This window comes from Streptomyces sp. Root1304 (assembly GCF_001426405.1).
In the GTDB taxonomy this organism is placed as follows: domain Bacteria; phylum Actinomycetota; class Actinomycetes; order Streptomycetales; family Streptomycetaceae; genus Streptomyces.
The window spans coordinates 1,242,242-1,257,136 of the sequence record NZ_LMEP01000012.1 but is presented as its reverse complement, the minus strand read 5'-3'; the positions used below and the strand labels follow the sequence as shown (position 1 = coordinate 1,257,136).

Annotated in this window: 13 protein-coding genes; 5 read left to right on the top strand and 8 right to left on the bottom strand. The window is 74.8% G+C overall.

Translation table 11 applies throughout. From position 1 onward, the window contains the following. Window positions 1–8 precede the first annotated feature (8 nt). Window positions 9–1,019 (bottom strand): SCO1860 family LAETG-anchored protein, encoded by a 1,011-nt coding sequence (locus ASD33_RS18475; RefSeq protein WP_056561177.1) that lies wholly within the window; start codon window positions 1,017–1,019, stop codon window positions 9–11. A gap of 387 nt (window positions 1,020–1,406) precedes the next feature. Between ASD33_RS18475 and ASD33_RS18470 the strand changes: the two genes are divergently transcribed. Together ASD33_RS18470 and ASD33_RS18465 are read left to right on the top strand one after the other, a co-directional pair. Beyond that, window positions 1,407–3,668, top strand: a complete 2,262-nt coding sequence (locus tag ASD33_RS18470) for a penicillin acylase family protein (protein WP_056561175.1) — start codon at window positions 1,407–1,409, stop codon at window positions 3,666–3,668. After that, window positions 3,665–4,228 (top strand): GNAT family N-acetyltransferase, encoded by a 564-nt coding sequence (locus tag ASD33_RS18465; RefSeq protein ID WP_056561173.1) that lies wholly within the window; start codon window positions 3,665–3,667, stop codon window positions 4,226–4,228. Before ASD33_RS18470 ends, ASD33_RS18465 begins: the two co-directional genes overlap by 4 nt. A gap of 157 nt (window positions 4,229–4,385) precedes the next feature. On the opposite strand, the gene ASD33_RS18460 is transcribed toward ASD33_RS18465, so the two are convergent. Beyond that, window positions 4,386–5,471, bottom strand: coding sequence for an amidohydrolase family protein (locus ASD33_RS18460; protein ID WP_056561171.1), 1,086 nt, complete (start codon window positions 5,469–5,471; stop codon window positions 4,386–4,388). Window positions 5,472–5,523: 52 nt separating this feature from the next. Continuing rightward, a complete protein-coding gene (locus ASD33_RS18455; protein ID WP_056561169.1) occupies window positions 5,524–7,080 on the bottom strand; it encodes an FG-GAP repeat protein in 1,557 nt (518 codons plus the stop codon). A gap of 226 nt (window positions 7,081–7,306) precedes the next feature. Between ASD33_RS18455 and ASD33_RS18450 the strand changes: the two genes are divergently transcribed. Continuing rightward, window positions 7,307–8,404, top strand: a complete 1,098-nt coding sequence (locus ASD33_RS18450; RefSeq protein ID WP_056561604.1) for an aminotransferase class V-fold PLP-dependent enzyme — start codon at window positions 7,307–7,309, stop codon at window positions 8,402–8,404. A gap of 56 nt (window positions 8,405–8,460) precedes the next feature. Here the strand turns inward: ASD33_RS18450 and ASD33_RS18445 are convergent, their stop codons facing one another. Then, window positions 8,461–9,531, bottom strand: a complete 1,071-nt coding sequence (locus ASD33_RS18445; protein WP_056561167.1) for an alkene reductase — start codon at window positions 9,529–9,531, stop codon at window positions 8,461–8,463. Between the two features lie 115 nt (window positions 9,532–9,646). On the opposite strand from ASD33_RS18445, the gene ASD33_RS18440 reads away from it, so the two are divergent. Beyond that, the gene (locus ASD33_RS18440; RefSeq protein WP_056561165.1) at window positions 9,647–10,180 is read left to right on the top strand and encodes a MarR family winged helix-turn-helix transcriptional regulator; all 534 of its coding nucleotides are present in this window, start codon (window positions 9,647–9,649) and stop codon (window positions 10,178–10,180) included. Window positions 10,181–10,343: 163 nt separating this feature from the next. Here the strand turns inward: ASD33_RS18440 and ASD33_RS18435 are convergent, their stop codons facing one another. The 4 genes from ASD33_RS18435 to ASD33_RS18420 all read right to left on the bottom strand — a co-directional run bounded on the left by ASD33_RS18435 (window position 10,344) and on the right by ASD33_RS18420 (window position 13,749). Then, complete coding sequence (locus tag ASD33_RS18435; protein ID WP_056561162.1) at window positions 10,344–11,402, bottom strand: aminotransferase class V-fold PLP-dependent enzyme; 1,059 nt, start codon at window positions 11,400–11,402, stop codon at window positions 10,344–10,346. A gap of 82 nt (window positions 11,403–11,484) precedes the next feature. After that, window positions 11,485–12,192 (bottom strand): DsbA family oxidoreductase, encoded by a 708-nt coding sequence (locus tag ASD33_RS18430; protein ID WP_056561159.1) that lies wholly within the window; start codon window positions 12,190–12,192, stop codon window positions 11,485–11,487. 64 nt (window positions 12,193–12,256) lie between these two features. Further along, a complete protein-coding gene (locus ASD33_RS18425) occupies window positions 12,257–12,733 on the bottom strand; it encodes a GNAT family N-acetyltransferase (RefSeq protein ID WP_056561156.1) in 477 nt (158 codons plus the stop codon). A 101-nt stretch (window positions 12,734–12,834) separates the two neighbouring features. Further along, window positions 12,835–13,749, bottom strand: a complete 915-nt coding sequence (locus tag ASD33_RS18420; RefSeq protein ID WP_056561602.1) for an AraC family transcriptional regulator — start codon at window positions 13,747–13,749, stop codon at window positions 12,835–12,837. 125 nt (window positions 13,750–13,874) lie between these two features. Here ASD33_RS18420 and ASD33_RS18415 point away from each other — a divergent pair, with 125 nt between their 5' ends. Continuing rightward, on the top strand, window positions 13,875–14,891 hold the full coding sequence (locus ASD33_RS18415) for a zinc-dependent alcohol dehydrogenase family protein (RefSeq protein ID WP_056561153.1): 1,017 nt from the start codon (window positions 13,875–13,877) through the stop codon (window positions 14,889–14,891). Window positions 14,892–14,895 lie beyond the last annotated feature (4 nt).

Genomic DNA, 14,895 nt, shown 5'->3' with positions numbered 1-14,895 from the left:
TCGGGCCGTCAGCCCCGGGAGCGGGCGCGCGAGCGGGTCAGCGCGAGGGCGCCGCCGCCCGCGACGAGCAGGGCGAGCGCACCGCCCGCGATGTACGGGGTGGTGGAGCTGCCGCCGGTCTCGGCGAGGTTCTCGGTGGGCGTGGTGCCGCCGTTGTTGGTCGTGATGCCGCCGGCCTCGCTCGGCCGGGCCGAGGGCTGCTGCGTGGGCTGCTCGGAGGGCCGTTCGCTGGGCTGCTCCGTGGGCTGCCCGGTCGGCTGCTCGGTGGGCCGCTCCGTGGGCCGCTCGATCGGGGCGGTGCCCTTGGGCGTCTCGCAGGTCGCCTCGGCGAGGGTGACGGTGCCGTGGACCTCCGCCACGCCGAGGTTCGCCGGGTTGACGTCCACCTTGAGTTCGAGGGCGGTCGCGGCGGCCGTACGGGCGGTGGTGGAGGTGCGGGAGAGGTCCAGGGCGACCTGGCCGATGCCGGGCACGGTGACCTGGGTCCGGCCGCCCGCGGAGAGGGTGGTCTTCTTGCCGAAGACGGTCACGTGACCGAGGACGTTGGAGGTGGCGACGGGCTTCTTCCCGGTCTCGCACAGCGCCTTGGAGGTGACCTTCTCGATCTCGATGAGGGAGAGCAGCGGGATTCCGGGTACGTGCACCCGCGCCTTGACGAGGTTCACGTACCCCTCGGCCTTCTCCTCGTCCACGGTGGCCTTCGAGGTGGCGACGTCGGCGGCGAGGACGTCGATCGGCTTCCCCTCCTCGGCCCCCTGCACCTTCACGGTGAGCGCGGTCTCGCTCTCGGTCTTCGGCGCCTCGACCTCGTTGAGGGAGGCCCGCAGCGGCACCTGGACCGTCTTGCCGAGGAGGGAGACGTCGAGGCCGGTCCGCAGGACGACGGCGGTGGCGCGCCCTTCGCCGCCCGTGGCCTGCGCCGCCGGGGCCGCGAGGAGGACGGGGCCGACGGTCAGGGCGGCGACGGTCGCGGCGGTGGCGGTACGGCGTACGGGCATGCGGAAGGTGTTGCTGTTCAAGATGGTGGAACCCCCACAGGAGACATGGCGTCGCCGGCCGCTCACCACGGGGACGGTGGGTCGGCGCGGCCTCGGCGACTTGAGACACCGGAATCTTTACGCACGGAGAGTGAACCGACAGTCGCCTGACGTGAGTTCACTCCAAAGTGGGGTTTCCGTGTTCATTTTCGATTTTTTTAGACACAACCGTTCCCGGCCGCCCCGCGTCTTTCGCACGCGCGGGTATCCATGGGAGAGGTGAGAACGATCCACTCCCAGGCGAAGTAACGGATCGTCAACCCGGCGCGTCGGCGCCCCGCCGCGAACCCCTCCCCGGACTCCTGTAGATTTACTTAGGCCAGCCTAACCTAAGAATTCACGAACGATACGGACGGGATCGGGGTCTCCGTGAGCATCGAGGTCTACCGGGACGCCTGGGGCGTCCCCCATCTGCGCGCCGCGGACCCGGACGAACTCGCCTTCGCCCAGGGCCGGGTGACCGCCCACGACCGGGCGTGGCAGCTGGAGGTCGAGCGGCACCGGGCCCAGGGCACCTCGGCCGCGTTCCTCGGCGCCGCCGAGCTGGACTGGGACGTCTTCGCCCGCCGGTCCCGGCTCGCCGACACCGCCCGCCGCTGCTTCGAGCGGCTCGCCCGCGAGGACGCCGCCACGGCCGCGTGGGTCCGCGCGTACGTGGCCGGGGTCAACGACGGGCTGGCGGAAGGGGCGCGGCGCGCACCCGAGTTCGCCGCGGTCGGCCTCGCGGCCGGGCGGTGGGAGCCGTGGACGCCGCTCGCCGTCTGGCTGTCCACGCACATCCTGTTCGCCGGCTTCCCCACCAAGCTGTGGCGCGAGGAGGTCGCCCGGCGGCTGGGCGAGGAGTGGACCGGGCTCTTCGCGACCGACGGACCCGGCACCGCGGGCTCCAACGGCTGGGTGGTCGCCGGCGGGCGGACCGCGAGCGGGGCGGCGCTGGTCGCCGGGGACCCGCACCGGTTCATCGAGGCGCCGGGCGTCTACCAGCAGATCCGTCTCGCCTGCCCCGCGTACGACGTGGTGGGCCTCGCCGTGCCCGGCGTCCCCGGACTCGCCCACTTCGGCCACACCGGCCCGGTGGCCTGGGCCATCACCAACGCGATGGCGGACTACCAGGACCTGTACCGGGAGCGGCTGCGGCGGCGCCCGGACGGCGGGGTGGAGGCGTACGGCCCCGAGGGCTGGCGCCCGGCGACGGCCCACACGGAGACGATCGAGGTCGCGGGCGGGGAGCCGGTGGTGATCGAGGTGGTGGAGACCGACCGGGGGCCGGTGATCATCGGCGGGGCCGAGGGCGACGGCGGGGGTGCGCCGGGGTCCGGGGACAGGTCCGGGTCCGAGTCCGGGGACAGGCCCGAGTCCGGGGACAGGCCCGGGTCCGGGGACAGGCCCGGGAACGGGGACAGGCCCGGGTCCGGGGACAGGTCCGAGGACGCTTACGGAGACGGGGCCGACGGCGGTCCGGCGGCTGTCTCGGGCGGCGGCGTCCCCTCCCCCGTCCTTGAGGCCGTCAGTCTCCGGTACCCGCCCCGCGTCACCGGCTCGCTCGGATTCGGCGTGCTGCCCGCGCTGCTCCGCGCCCGGACCGTCGGCGACGTGGACGCCGCGCTCGACCACTGGGTCGAGCCGGTGAACGTCGTCCAGGCCGCCGACACCCGGGGCGGTCTGCTGCACCGGGTCGCCGGGCACGTACCCGTACGGCACCGGACCAACTCCCTGCGTCTCGTGCCCGCCTGGGACCCGGCGCACGCCTGGGAGGACGCCCCCGCGCCGCTGCCCCGCGCCGACGTCGACGGCCACGCCGTGATGGCGAACGCCCGGGGCCTGGCCGCACCGCTCGGCGTCGAGTTCGCGCCGCCGCACCGGGCGGACCGGATCGACGCGCTGCTCGGCGCCTCGGCCGAGTGGACCCCCGAGTCCACGGCCGCCGTCCACACCGACACCGACAACCCCTCGGCGGCCCCGCTCCTCGCCGCCGCGGAGCGGGCGACGGACCTCTCCCCCGCCGCCTCCGCCGTACGGGACCGGCTGCTCGCCTGGGACCGGCGGATGGACGCGGAGAGCACCGACGCCGGTCTCTACGCCGCCGTGCGCGGGGCGGTGGTGCGCCGGCTCGCCGGGCACGAGGCCTTCGCGGCGCTGCGCGAACCCGCCCCGTACCCGGCCCTGTTCCGGCCCTGGCTGGCGCTCGGGCCGCGCGTCGCCTTCGCCCTGGAGACGCTGCTCGTGGCCGGGCCCGTGCCCGCCGCCGACGTCGACCGGATCGTGCGCGGGGCGCTCGACGAGGTCGCGGCGGGCGAGCCGCCCGCCGCCTGGGGTGTGACGCACCGGCTCGCGCCCTGGCAGGCGCTGCCCGACCCCGACGACGCGCGGTGGCCGGGCCTCGGCGGGGACCACGACTGCGTGCTCTCCACGTCCAGCGTGCCCGGCTGGACCGACCGCAGCGCCCGCGCCTCGGCCGCCCGGTACGTCTGGGACCTCGCCGACCGCGAGCGGAGCCGCTGGATCGTGCCGTTCGGCGCGTCCGGCGTGCCCGGCGACCCGCACCACCTCGACCAACTCCCCCTGTGGCTGCGGGGCGAACTCGCCCCCGTCACCACCGACTGGCAGTACCTCACCAAGGAGCAGGGATGACCACCGCCGTCTACGTCCACCACGTCGAGGAACTCGGCACCGTCACGGTCCGGCCGGTCGAGCCCGACCGGGACGCCCCCCTGCTGCACGGCTGGGTCAACGAGGAGCGCTCCCGCTTCTGGGGCATGCTCGGGACCACCGTCGAGCAGGTCAGGGACGTCTACGCGCACCTCGACTCGCTCACCACCCACCACGGCTTCCTGGTGAGCCTGGACGGGGAGCCCGCGGCCGTCTTCCAGACGTACGACCCCGCCGCCGACCGGGTCGGCGAGTGCTACGAGGTGCTGCCCGGGGACATCGGCGTACATCTGCTGATCGCCCCGGGCGCGGCCCCCCGGCCCGGCTACACCGGCCGGCTGCTCTCGGCGCTGATCGCCTTCTCGCTGCGGGACCACAGCCGGATCGTGGTCGATCCGGACGCCGCCAACGAGAAGGCGGTCGCCCGCATGCTGCGGGCCGGGTTCGAGGCGGGCCCTGAAGTCGTGCTGCCGGAGGTGGACCTGCCGGAGGTCTTCATCCCGGAGAAGCGGGCACGACTCGCCTTCCTGACCCGCCGCTGAGCCGGGAGGACGGGGACCACCAGGGCGATCCCCGGGCCGTGTCCGGAAAGCCCCGACCGGCCCGCGGGCGGCGCTGTCCTCCGGACGCGAGCTAGGGCCTGTCGTCAAACTCCCGTCCGCCCCCCTTCGGGCAACGACAGGAGTGTGACGACAGGCCCTAGCCCACCACCCGCCCGTTGACGACGACCCGGCGTGGCGCCGCGAGCGCGCGGACGTCCGCGCGCGGGTCCTCGCCGTAGACGACGAGGTCGGCCGGGGCGCCCTCCTCCAGGGAGGGGCGGCCGAGCCAGGCCCTGGCCCCCCACGCGGTGGCCGCGAGCGCGTCCAGCGGTGGGATGCCCGCCCGGGTCAGCTCCTCGACCTCCTCCGCAACGAGCCCGTGGGCGAGGGAGCCGCCCGCGTCGGTGCCGACGAAGACGGGGACGCCCGCGTCGAAGGCGGCGCGGACGGTGTCGTACCGCCGCTCGTGCAGCCTGCGCATGTGCGCCGACCAGCGGGGGAACTTCTCCTCGCCGCCGTCGGCGAGGTGCGGGAAGGTCCCGATGTTCACGAGGGTGGGGACGATGGCGACGCCCCGCTCGGCGAAGAGCGGGATCGTGTCCTCGGTGAGGCCGGTGGCGTGCTCGACGCAGTCGATCCCCGCCTCGACGAGGTCGCGGAGCGAGTCCTCCGCGAAGCAGTGCGCGGTGACGCGGGCGCCGAGCCGGTGCGCCTCCGCGATGGCCGCCTCGACCTCGGCGCGCGGCCAGCAGGCGGTGAGGTCGCCCGCCTCGCGGTCGATCCAGTCGCCGACGAGCTTGACCCAGCCGTCGCCGCGCCGCGCCTCGCGGCCGACGTACGCGACGAGGTCGGCGGGCTCGATCTCATGGGCGTAGTTGCGGATGTAGCGGCGGGTACGGGCGATGTGCCGGCCGGCCCTGATGATCTTCGGCAGGTCCTCGCGGTCGTCGATCCAGCGGGTGTCGGACGGCGAGCCCGCGTCGCGGATGAGCAGCGTGCCCGCGTCCCGGTCGGTGAGGGCCTGCTTCTCGCTGGTGGTCTCGTCGACGGGGCCGTGCCGGTCGAGGCCGACGTGGCAGTGGGCGTCGACGAGTCCGGGCAGCACCCAGCCCTCGACGGTGACCGCCTCGGCGGCGGGCCGGTCGAAGGTGATCCGCCCGTCGACGCACCACAGCTCGTCCCGTACGTCCTCGGGGCCGACGAGCACCCGCCCCTTCACGTGCAGCACCGTGTGATCGCTCATGTCTGCACTGTACGAGGGCGGGTGCCGGGCCGGGACCCCCGATCGGGGGTGGTCACTCGTCGATCGCGGCCCCGTAGCGGGCGTCGGGGGCCGGGCCGCCGAAGGTGCCGGCGTTCACGGTCCACGAGCCGGTGGCGGTGAGGCCGCCCGTACCCGCCGAGAAGACCCAGACGCAGCCGTCGGCGGTGTCCTCGCCGGGGGCGGCGGTGAGCAGGCCGAAGCGGCCGTCCGCGTTGGGGTCGACCAGCCGGACCTGGCCGCCGAACCTGTCGCCCTTCTCCACCGCGCCGGGCACGGACGGCGAGTTCTGCGTCCAGGAGGCGGAGCCGGTGCCGGTCAGGCCCCGGGCCGTGCCGCGCAGGAGGGTGACCATGCCGGCATCGGCGATCGTGCCGTTGTCCTCGCCGGGGGCCCCGACCGCGAGGTCGGCGTACCCGTCGCCGTTCGTGTCGCCGAGCGAGAGGTCGGCGCCCCAGCCGTCGCCGCGCTCGGAGGCGCCGGGCACGCCGGGCGAGTTCTGGTTCCACCACTGCGGCGGAGTGCCGACGCCGGTGGCACCGGCCGGCCCGTCGGGGCTCCCCCGGTAGACGCCGACGAGCCCGCCGGTCATCGTCTCGCCGCCGCCGTCGTCGGGGCTGTACGGCTCCCCGGTGACGAGGTCGTCGTAGCCGTCGCCGTCGATGTCCCCGGAGGCGGCGACCGGGCCGCCGCGCAGGTCGCGCTCGTAGCTGAGGTACTCGGTGCCTCCGGCGAGGTACCAGGACCAGCCGTGACCGGGTTCGGCCCCGGTGGAGAGCCCGCTGATCACCAGGTCCGCGAAGCCGTTCCGGTCGTAGTCGCCGGTGGTGACGGAGGTGGCGACGAGGTCGCGGAGCGGCGGTGCGGGCTCGTCGGCGGCGCCGCGCGTGCCGCTCCGCCCGACGGCGGAGCGGTCCAGGGGCACGGCACGGCGCCAACGGGGGTCGGTGGCGACGCGGGGTTCGCCGGGCTGGGGCACGGAGCCGAAGAGGTGCCGCTCCGCCGCCCCGCGGTCGAGGACGACGAGCTGGTCGCCCGGGGTCTCGGCGGTGAACCGGGCGGCGCCGAGGGCGGAGCCGAAGCGGGCGCCGGCCACCGGGCCGAGGAGACTGTCGAGCCAGACGCTGTCGGTGCCGACGAGTCCGTGCGGGGAGCCCCACAGCACGATCACGCCGCCGACGTCGGCACGGGTGCCGATGTCCTCGCCGGGGGCGCCGATGACCGCGTCGTCGTAGCCGTCGCCGTCGAGGTCGCCGGTGGCGACGGCGGCGCCGAAGGAGTCGCCCGCCTCGGAGCCGCCGGGCACGCCGGAGGTGTTCTGGCTGATGAGCGTGGCGGCCCGGGTGTCGATGCCGTGCGGTGAGCCGTACTGGACGGTGACGAGGCCCGCGCCCCGCTGTCCGCCGACGGCGGCGCCGGGCGCGCCGACGAGGACGTCGTCGAAGCCGTCGCCGTCGAAGTCGCAGTTGCGGTCGTCGGCGCGGGTGCTGCCGGGCACCCCGGCCCAGGCGGCGGGCGCGGTCGCGATCCCGGCGCCGGTGAGAAGGAGGAGGGTCGCCGCGGCGAGGGCTGCGGAACGGTGCTTGCGCATGGAGCGGCTCCTGGTGTCGGAGGGTTCCGGGCGGCTGCGGGGGTGCGCCGGACGGGGCCCGAGCCCGGTCCGTCGCCCTGTTGGACACCTGTTGTCCCATGACGGTTGTACGGGAACGAAGATCCCTTTTGTACAGGTGGGCCAAGGGGTGGGCGGGGGTGCGTCGGTACTCTGATCCGGAGTTCCGCCCGCACCGCACCGAGTCGAAGAAGGCACCGCCGTGACCGTGACACATCCGCTCCTGGACCTGGCCCCGCTGACCGCCGCGCATTTCGCGTCGATCGAGCGGCGGGTGGCCGCGCTGCTCTCCACGGAGCAGGACGTGGTGATCACCCAGGGCGAGGCGCTGCTTCCCCTGGAGGGGTGCATCCGCAGTGGGGCGCGGGCGGGTTCGACCGCGCTGAACGTGGTCACGGGACCGTACGGGCAGACCTTCGGCAACTGGCTGCGGGACTGCGGCGCGACCGTGGTCGACCTGGAGGTGCCCTTCCACACCGCGGTGACGGCCGCCCAGGTGGAGCAGGCGCTCGCCGCGCACCCGGAGATCGACTTCGTGTCGCTGGTGCACGCGGAGGCGGCGACCGGCAACACCAACCCGGTGGCGGAGATCGGTGAGGTCGTCCGGGCGCACGGCGCGCTGTTCTACCTGGACGCGGTGGCCTCGATCGGCGCGGAGCCGGTGCTGCCGGACGCCTGGGGCGTGGACATGTGCATCATCGGCGCGCAGAAGGCGATGGGCGGCCCCGCGGGGGTGTCGGCGGTGTCGGTGAGCGCCCGCGCCTGGGAGCGGTTCGCGGCCAACCCGGCCGCGCCGCGCCGCTCGTACCTCTCCCTCCTGGACTGGAAGGAGCGCTGGATCGACGGCGGCCGCAAGGCGCTGCTGCACGCGCCCGCGCAGCTGGAGATGCTGGCCCTGGAGGCCTGTGTGGAGCGGATCGAGGCGGAGGGTCTGGACGCCCTGATGGCGCGGCACGCCTCGGCGGCGGCGGCGACCCGGGCGGGTGCGCTGGCCCTGGGCGGCGGTCTGGAGCCGTACGTGTACGAGGCGAGGGACGCGGCTCCGGTGGCGACGACGCTGCGCGCGCCGGCCGGGGTGGACGCCTCGGAGCTGGTCGCGAAGGCGCTCTCCGCCGATCCGTCGCTGCCGCTGATCGCGGGCGGCGGGGCGCTGGCCAAGGAGATGATCCGGGTCAACCACTACGGGGTGGACGCGACTCCGGGCGCCGTGCAGTCCTCGCTGGCGGCGCTGGGCGCGGCGCTCGGCGAGACGGGCCGGACGGTGGACCTGGAGGGGGCCCGCCGGGCCGTCACCGAGGCCTGGTAGGAGGGGGGTCCGGTGGTCCGGACCCCCGCCCCTCCTCCGTACCGGGGTGGCCCGGACTACAGCGCCGGGTAGTCGATGTAGCCCTCGGCGCCGCCCGCGTACATGTTTGCGGGGTTCGGGGTGGCGAAGGGGCCGTCGGCGGCCAGGCGGGCGGGCAGGTCGGGGTTGGAGATGAAGAGCCTGCCGTAGGCGACGAGGTCGGTGGTGCCGTCCTCGATCAGGGCCAGGGACTCGGCGCCGGTCGGGTCGGCGCCGGTGGACGGGTTGAGGATGAAGGTGCCGGCGAACCGCTTGCGCAGGTCGAGGACGAGCGGGCGGCGCTCCGGGCCGGTCTCCAGGACGTGGAGGTAGGCGATGCCGACGGGCTCGATCGCGGTGAGGAGCTGGACGTAGATCTCCTCGGTGTCGGTCTCGCTGATGTCGTTGAGGGTGTTGGCCGGGGAGATCCGCAGGCCGGTGCGCTCGGGGCCGATCTCGGCGGCGACGGCCTTCACGACCTCGACGGCGAAGCGGATGCGGTTCTCGACCGGTCCGCCCCACTCGTCGGTGCGGTGGTTGGAGCCGGAGGCCAGGAACTGCTGGATGAGGTAGCCGTTGGCACCGTGGATCTCGACGCCGTCGAAACCGGCCTCGACGGCGTTGCGGGCGGCGGAGACGAAGCCGGCGACGGCCTCGCGCACCTGGTCGGAGGTGAGCTCGCGCGGGGTGACGAAGTCCTTGGGGCCCTCGTGGGTGTAGACCTGGCCGGCGGCGGCGACGGGCGAGGGGGCAACGGGGTGGAGGTCGCCGTCGAGGAGGTCGGGGTGGCCGATCCGGCCGGAGTGCATCAGCTGGGCGAAGATCCGGCCGCCGCGCTCGTGGACGGCGGCGGTGACCTCGCGCCAGGCGGCGATCTGCTCGCGGCTGTGGAGCCCGGGGGTGTTGGGGTAGCCCTGGCCCTCGGGGACCGGCTGGACGCCCTCGCTGATGATCAGTCCGGCGGAGGCGCGCTGGGCGTAGTACTCGGCGACGATCGCGGGAGGCGTGCCGTCCTCGCCGTTGGCGCGGCTGCGGGTCATGGGGGCCATCGCGATGCGGTTGGCCAGGCGGGTTCCGGCGAGGTCGATGGGGTCGAACGCAGTGGTCACGGCTGTCCCTCACAAGAAATATGTGGTCGGCCAACTAATCGGGCCGTTGTCACTGTAACCCATTGATTGGCCGACCAAGGTAATATTGCGGCAAGAACCGTCCGGAGGAGTCCGCATGTCAGGAACCGACCCCGCCTGTACCGAGCCGGCGTCGCCCGCCTGCCCGGAGGGAGCGCCGTCGGCCGCCCGCTTCGGGCCCGTCAGCATCGCCCTGGCGACGGTGGCCCGCATGCACCGGATCTCCGCCGGGCGGCGGCTCAAGGAGCTCGGCCTCTACCCGGGCCAGGAGATGATGATGATGCGGCTCTGGGACTGCGGGCCGGTCCGCCAGTCCGAGCTGATCCAGTCCCTGGGCCTCGACGCCTCGACGGTGACGAAGATGCTCCAGCGCCTCGAACAGTGCGGTCACGTCCGCCGCGGCCCCGACCCGGCCGACCGCCGCGCGGTCCTGGTCGAGGCGACGGACGAGGGACGGGCGCTGCGCGCCGGCGTCGAGGGCGTGTGGAAGGACCTGGAGGCGCTGTCCCTCGACGGCCTCGGTCCGGCCGACCGGACCGAACTGGCCCGGCTCCTCGGCCTGGTGGCGGACAACCTGCGCGAGGAGGCGGGCGAGGGAGCCGAGTGCCCGGTCCCGCCGGACCGCTGCTGAGACGGGGCACGGGTTCGGCGGGCAGCGGCTGAGACGGGGCACGGGCCCGGCGCGCCGCTGACGGGGCCCCGGGCCCGCCGGGCCGCTGACGGGACGGGAGCGCGGGCGCCCCGGCGCGTCCGTACACCCGCGCGTACGCACACCCGCGGGGCCGGTACGGGGCTCAGCCCGCCAGGACCTCCAGGGCGCGGTCCACGTCCGCGGCCGTGTTGTACAGGTGGAACGAGGCCCGCAGGTTGCCCGCGCGGGCCGAGAGCAGGACACCGGCCTCGCGGAGCGCGTCCGCGCGGTCCCCCAGGCCCGGAACGGCGACGACGGTCGAGTCGTCCATGACGGGCGCGTGGCCGAGGGCGAGGAGCCCGGAGCGGAAGCGGGCCGCGAGCCCCTTGTCGTGGGCCTCGATCCGCTCGATGCCGATCTCCTCCAGGAGGGCGAGCGAGCGGGCCGCCCCGTGGTACGAGAGGAAGCCCACCGGCTCGTCGAAACGGCGTGCGGAGCGGGCCAGTTCGCGGACCGGGCCGTAGCTGTTCACCCACAGCTCCTCGCCGGTGACCCAGTTGGCGTGGATCGCGAGCAGCGAGTCCTGCGCCTCCTCGGTGACGGTGAGGAAGGACGCCCCGCGCGGGCAGAGCAGGTACTTGTAGCCGCCGGCGACCGTGTAGTCCCACTCCCCCGCGCGCAGCGGCAGCCAGCCCGCCGACTGTGTGGCGTCGAGGAGGGTACGGGCGCCGTGGGCGGCCGCCGCGGCCCGTACCGCCGCGAGGTCGGCCGTACGGCCGTCCGCCGACTGCACGGCCGAGAAGGCGACGAGCGCGGTCTCGGGGCGGACGGACTCGGCGAGCTGTTCCAGGGGCACGAACCGGGTCTTGAGGTCGCCGCGGATCGTGAACGGGGTGATGACCGAGGAGAAGTCGCCCTCGGGGAAGAGGATCTCGGCCCCGGCGGGCATCGACTGGGCGATCATCCCGCAGTGCACGGCGACCGAGCTGCCGACGGCGACCCGCTCGTGCGGGACGTCCACGAGGCGGCCGAAGGCGGCGCGGGCCTCCTCGACGACCGCGAAGTCCCCGGCGCCGTCGGCCCGGCCGTCGGCGGTCTCCTGCGCGAGGAGGGTGACCGCCCCGACGGTCCTGCGGGGCAGCAGCCCGCAGGCCGAGGTGTTCAGATAGGTCTTCTTGGGCGCGAACTCGGCGCCGCCGAGCGGCTGGTCAAGGGATTCCATGGGCCCACCCTGGATTCCCCACGATCACCCGTCAATGGCGATCCGACCGTGGGGAGACCCAAGGCGCGCTTATCCCTGCAGGTCAGGCCTGCGGGACCGCGCAGGCGCCGTCCGGGCCGCAGACCTCCGCGTCCTGGCCGACGGGCTGGAGGACCCGGCCCTGCCAGGCCTGCTCCAGGGCCTGGGTGAAGACCTCGGCGGGCTGGCCGCCGGAGATGCCGTAGCGGCGGTCGAGGACGAAGAACGGCACGCCGTTGGCGCCGAGTTCGGCGGCCTCGCGCTCGTCCTCGCGGACGGCCTCGGCGTAGGCGGAGGGGTCGGCGAGGACGGACCGGACCTCGGTCTCGTCGAGACCGGCCTCGACGCCGAGCGCCACCAGGGTCTCGGCGTCGAAGACGGAGCGCTCCTCGGCGAAGTTGGCGCGGTAGGCCAGGTCGAGCAGCTCGTTCTGCAGCCCGCGCTCCTTGGCGAGGTGCAGCAGCCGGTGGATGTCGAAGGTGTTGCCGTGGTCGCGGCCGTCGGTCAGGTAGCCGAGGCCCTCGGAGTGCGCGTTCGAGGCGACGTGCACCTCCATGGCGCGGGCCTCGTCGAGGGTGCGGCCGTACTTCTTCGCCAGCATCTCCAGGACGGGCGCCCGGTCGCCCTTGGGGCTGTTCGGGTCGAGCTCGAAGGAGCGGTGCACGACCTCGATGTCGTCGCGGTGGGCGAAGGCCGCGAGCCCCTTCTCGAAGCGCGCCTTGCCGATGTAGCACCAGGGGCAGGCGATGTCGCTCCAGATCTCGACGCGCATGTGACTTCTCTCCGGGGTTCGGCGGTGGGGGTGTCCGTCGGGGGAACGCCCCCGCCGGTCCGGATCATTCCGTTTCGGGCCCGAGTGTGAGCCGGAGCACGACGTGGTCGCCGTCGCGGGGGTTCTCGGGGTCGGGGGTCCAGCCCTGGGCCGCGTAGAAGGCCTGGGCCCGTTCGTTCTTCTCGAAGACCTCCAGGCGGACGGTGGTGACCCCGGCGGCGCGCCAGATCCCGACGCAGGCGGCGTGCAGCTCGGCGCCGACGCCGGCGCGCCAGCGGGCGGGCAGGACGTGCAGCTGGGTGAGGTGCATCAGCCCCTCGCGCTCCCCGTACGCGGCGACGCCGGCGACCTCGCCGTCCCGTACCGCGCAGAGCACGGTCCCCCGGCCGACGGCGGCGGCCCAGCCGGCCCGGGAGCGGCCGACCTCCTCGGGACCGAGGAAGTCGGCGTCGGGGCGGTGCCCCCGGTAGTAGGTGGCGCGGGCCTCGGTGTGGAGGGCGGCGATGGCGTCGAGGTCGTCGGCGGTGGCGAGTCGGATCATGACCCTTCAGGACGCGGGAGGGCGGGGCGCGGTTGCGGGGGGCGGGTCGGGGAGGCGGGACGGCGGTCGTGGGAGCCGAGGGCGCGGTGGCGCCCGGGGCCTCAGGCGCTCCTGCGGTACTGCCCCGGTGCCACCCCGTACTCCCGCTTGAAGGCCTTGGCGAAGGCGAACTCCGATGAGTAGCCGGAGCGTTGGGCGACGGTGCGGAGCGGGAGGTCGTCGGAGCGGAGCAGGCGGCCCGCCGTGGTCATCCGCCACCAGGTGAGGTACGCGAGGGGTGAGCGGCCGACCAGGCCGGTGAACCGGCGGGCGAAGGCGGCGCGGGAGAGGCCGCCGAGCGCGCCGAGTTCCTCGACCGTCCAGCTCCGCGCGGGGTCGTCGTGCAGGGCGCGGAGGGCCCCGGCGACCACCGGGTCGGCGAGGGCGGCGGACCAGCCGGTGGACCGGTCGGCGCGTTCGGTGAGCCACCAGGTGCGCAGCAGGTAGAGGAGCAGGGTGTCGAGCAGCGCGGGCACGACCGCGTCGGATCCCGGCTGGGGTTCGGCGAGTTCGGCGCCGAGCAGGTCGACGGCGGCGCGCAGCCGGGGGTGGGCGCCGACCCGGGCGGGGAGGTGGACGTACGGCGGCAGTTCGGTGAGCAGGGGGTGGGCGCGGGCGCGGCTGAGCTGGTAGGCCCCGCACAGCAGCAGGGTCTCCGACGCGCCGATCGGGCCCCGGTCGGGCGGGGTGGGCCAGGAGCCGTCGGGGGCGGGGCGGGCGTCGACGAGCGGGGTGTCGGGCCGGTCGGCGAGGCCGTGGCCGGTGCCGTGGGCGAGGAGGACGACGTCGCCGGGGCCGAGCCGGACGGGGGCCGCGTCGTCCGGGGGCAGCAGCCAGGCGGTGCCCTGGAGGACGACGTGGAATCCGGCGCCCTTGCTCGCGGGGAAGCGGATGCCCCAGGGCGCGAAGCGGACCGTGCGGGAGGAGTGGGGCCGCCCGGTGCGCATGGCGGCGACGGCATCGCTCAGTACGTCCATCCCGGCACCGTACTCCTCACCGGATCCGGCACCGCACCCCTCGTCGGCGCGGGCGAGACGATCGGACATCTTCGGGAGCCACCGGGACATGGATCGTCTCGTCGGGGACTCCTACGGTCGATGTCATGACGAAGCACACGACAACAGGCGGGACGACCAGGGCGGTTCTCTTCCACGAGCTGGGCGGGCCCGAGGTGCTGACGGTGGAGGAGGTGCCGCTGCCGGACCCGGGGCCCGGGGAGGTGCTCGTACGGGTGGAGGCGATCGGACTCAACCGCGCCGAGGCGCTGTTCCGCGCGGGCACCTACTACTACCGGCCCACGCTGCCGGGTTCGCGGCTCGGCTACGAGGCCGCGGGGACCGTCGAGGCGGTCGGCGCGGGGGTCACCGCGTACGCCCCCGGTGATCCGGTGATGGCGGCGGCCAACTTCGACTTCGGGGCGCACGGGGTGTACGCGGAGCGGGTGGTGCTGCCGGAGGAGTACCTGGTGGCCCGGCCCGAGGGGGTGGACGCGGTGACGGCGGCGGCGGTCTGGCTGACGTACTTCACGGCCTACGGCGGGATGGTGCTGACCGGTGGACTCGGCGCGGGCGACCACGTGGTGATCACGGGGGCGTCGAGCGGGGTGGGGACCGCCGCCGTCCAGATCGCACTGCGCGCCGGGGCGGTGCCGATCGCCGTCACCCGGGGCGAGGGCAAGCGGAAGGTGCTGCGGGATCTCGGGGCGCCGCACGTGGTCGTGACGGACTCCGAGGACCTGACCGGGGAGGTGCGGCGGATCACCGGCGGGGCGGGCGCGGACCTGGTGTTCGACCCGGTCGGCGGGCCCGGCTTCGCCCGGCTCGGGGACGCGCTGCGGCCCGGTGGCACGGCCGTGCTGTACGGCTGGCTCGACCCGCGCCCGGTGGCCCTCTCGGCGAACTGGCCGCAGACGGTGCACACGTACGCCAACGGGGCGCTCGCCCGGACGGCGGAGGGGCGCCGCCGCGCGGCCGGGTACATCGGCTCCGGGCTGCGCGACGGCTCGCTGGCGCCGGTGATCGCCGAGACCTTCGAGGGTCTGGAGCGGATCGCCGACGCCCATCGGCTGATGGAGTCGAACACGCACGTCGGGAAGATCGTGGTGCGCGTCGGCGCGTAGGGCG

Bases quoted from the DNA above. Each gene is read 5' to 3' on its own strand.
- ASD33_RS18430 (WP_056561159.1), bottom strand. From the start codon at position 12,192: ATGCGCGTCGAGATCTGGAGCGACATCGCCTGCCCCTGGTGCTACATC.
- ASD33_RS18440 (WP_056561165.1), top strand. From the start codon at position 9,647: ATGTCAGGAACCGACCCCGCCTGTACCGAGCCGGCGTCGCCCGCCTGC.
- ASD33_RS18465 (WP_056561173.1), top strand. From the start codon at position 3,665: ATGACCACCGCCGTCTACGTCCACCACGTCGAGGAACTCGGCACCGTC.
- ASD33_RS18420 (WP_056561602.1), bottom strand. From the start codon at position 13,749: ATGGACGTACTGAGCGATGCCGTCGCCGCCATGCGCACCGGGCGGCCC.
- ASD33_RS18460 (WP_056561171.1), bottom strand. From the start codon at position 5,471: ATGAGCGATCACACGGTGCTGCACGTGAAGGGGCGGGTGCTCGTCGGC.
- ASD33_RS18415 (WP_056561153.1), top strand. From the start codon at position 13,875: ATGACGAAGCACACGACAACAGGCGGGACGACCAGGGCGGTTCTCTTC.
- ASD33_RS18425 (WP_056561156.1), bottom strand. From the start codon at position 12,733: ATGATCCGACTCGCCACCGCCGACGACCTCGACGCCATCGCCGCCCTC.
- ASD33_RS18455 (WP_056561169.1), bottom strand. From the start codon at position 7,080: ATGCGCAAGCACCGTTCCGCAGCCCTCGCCGCGGCGACCCTCCTCCTT.
- ASD33_RS18435 (WP_056561162.1), bottom strand. From the start codon at position 11,402: ATGGAATCCCTTGACCAGCCGCTCGGCGGCGCCGAGTTCGCGCCCAAG.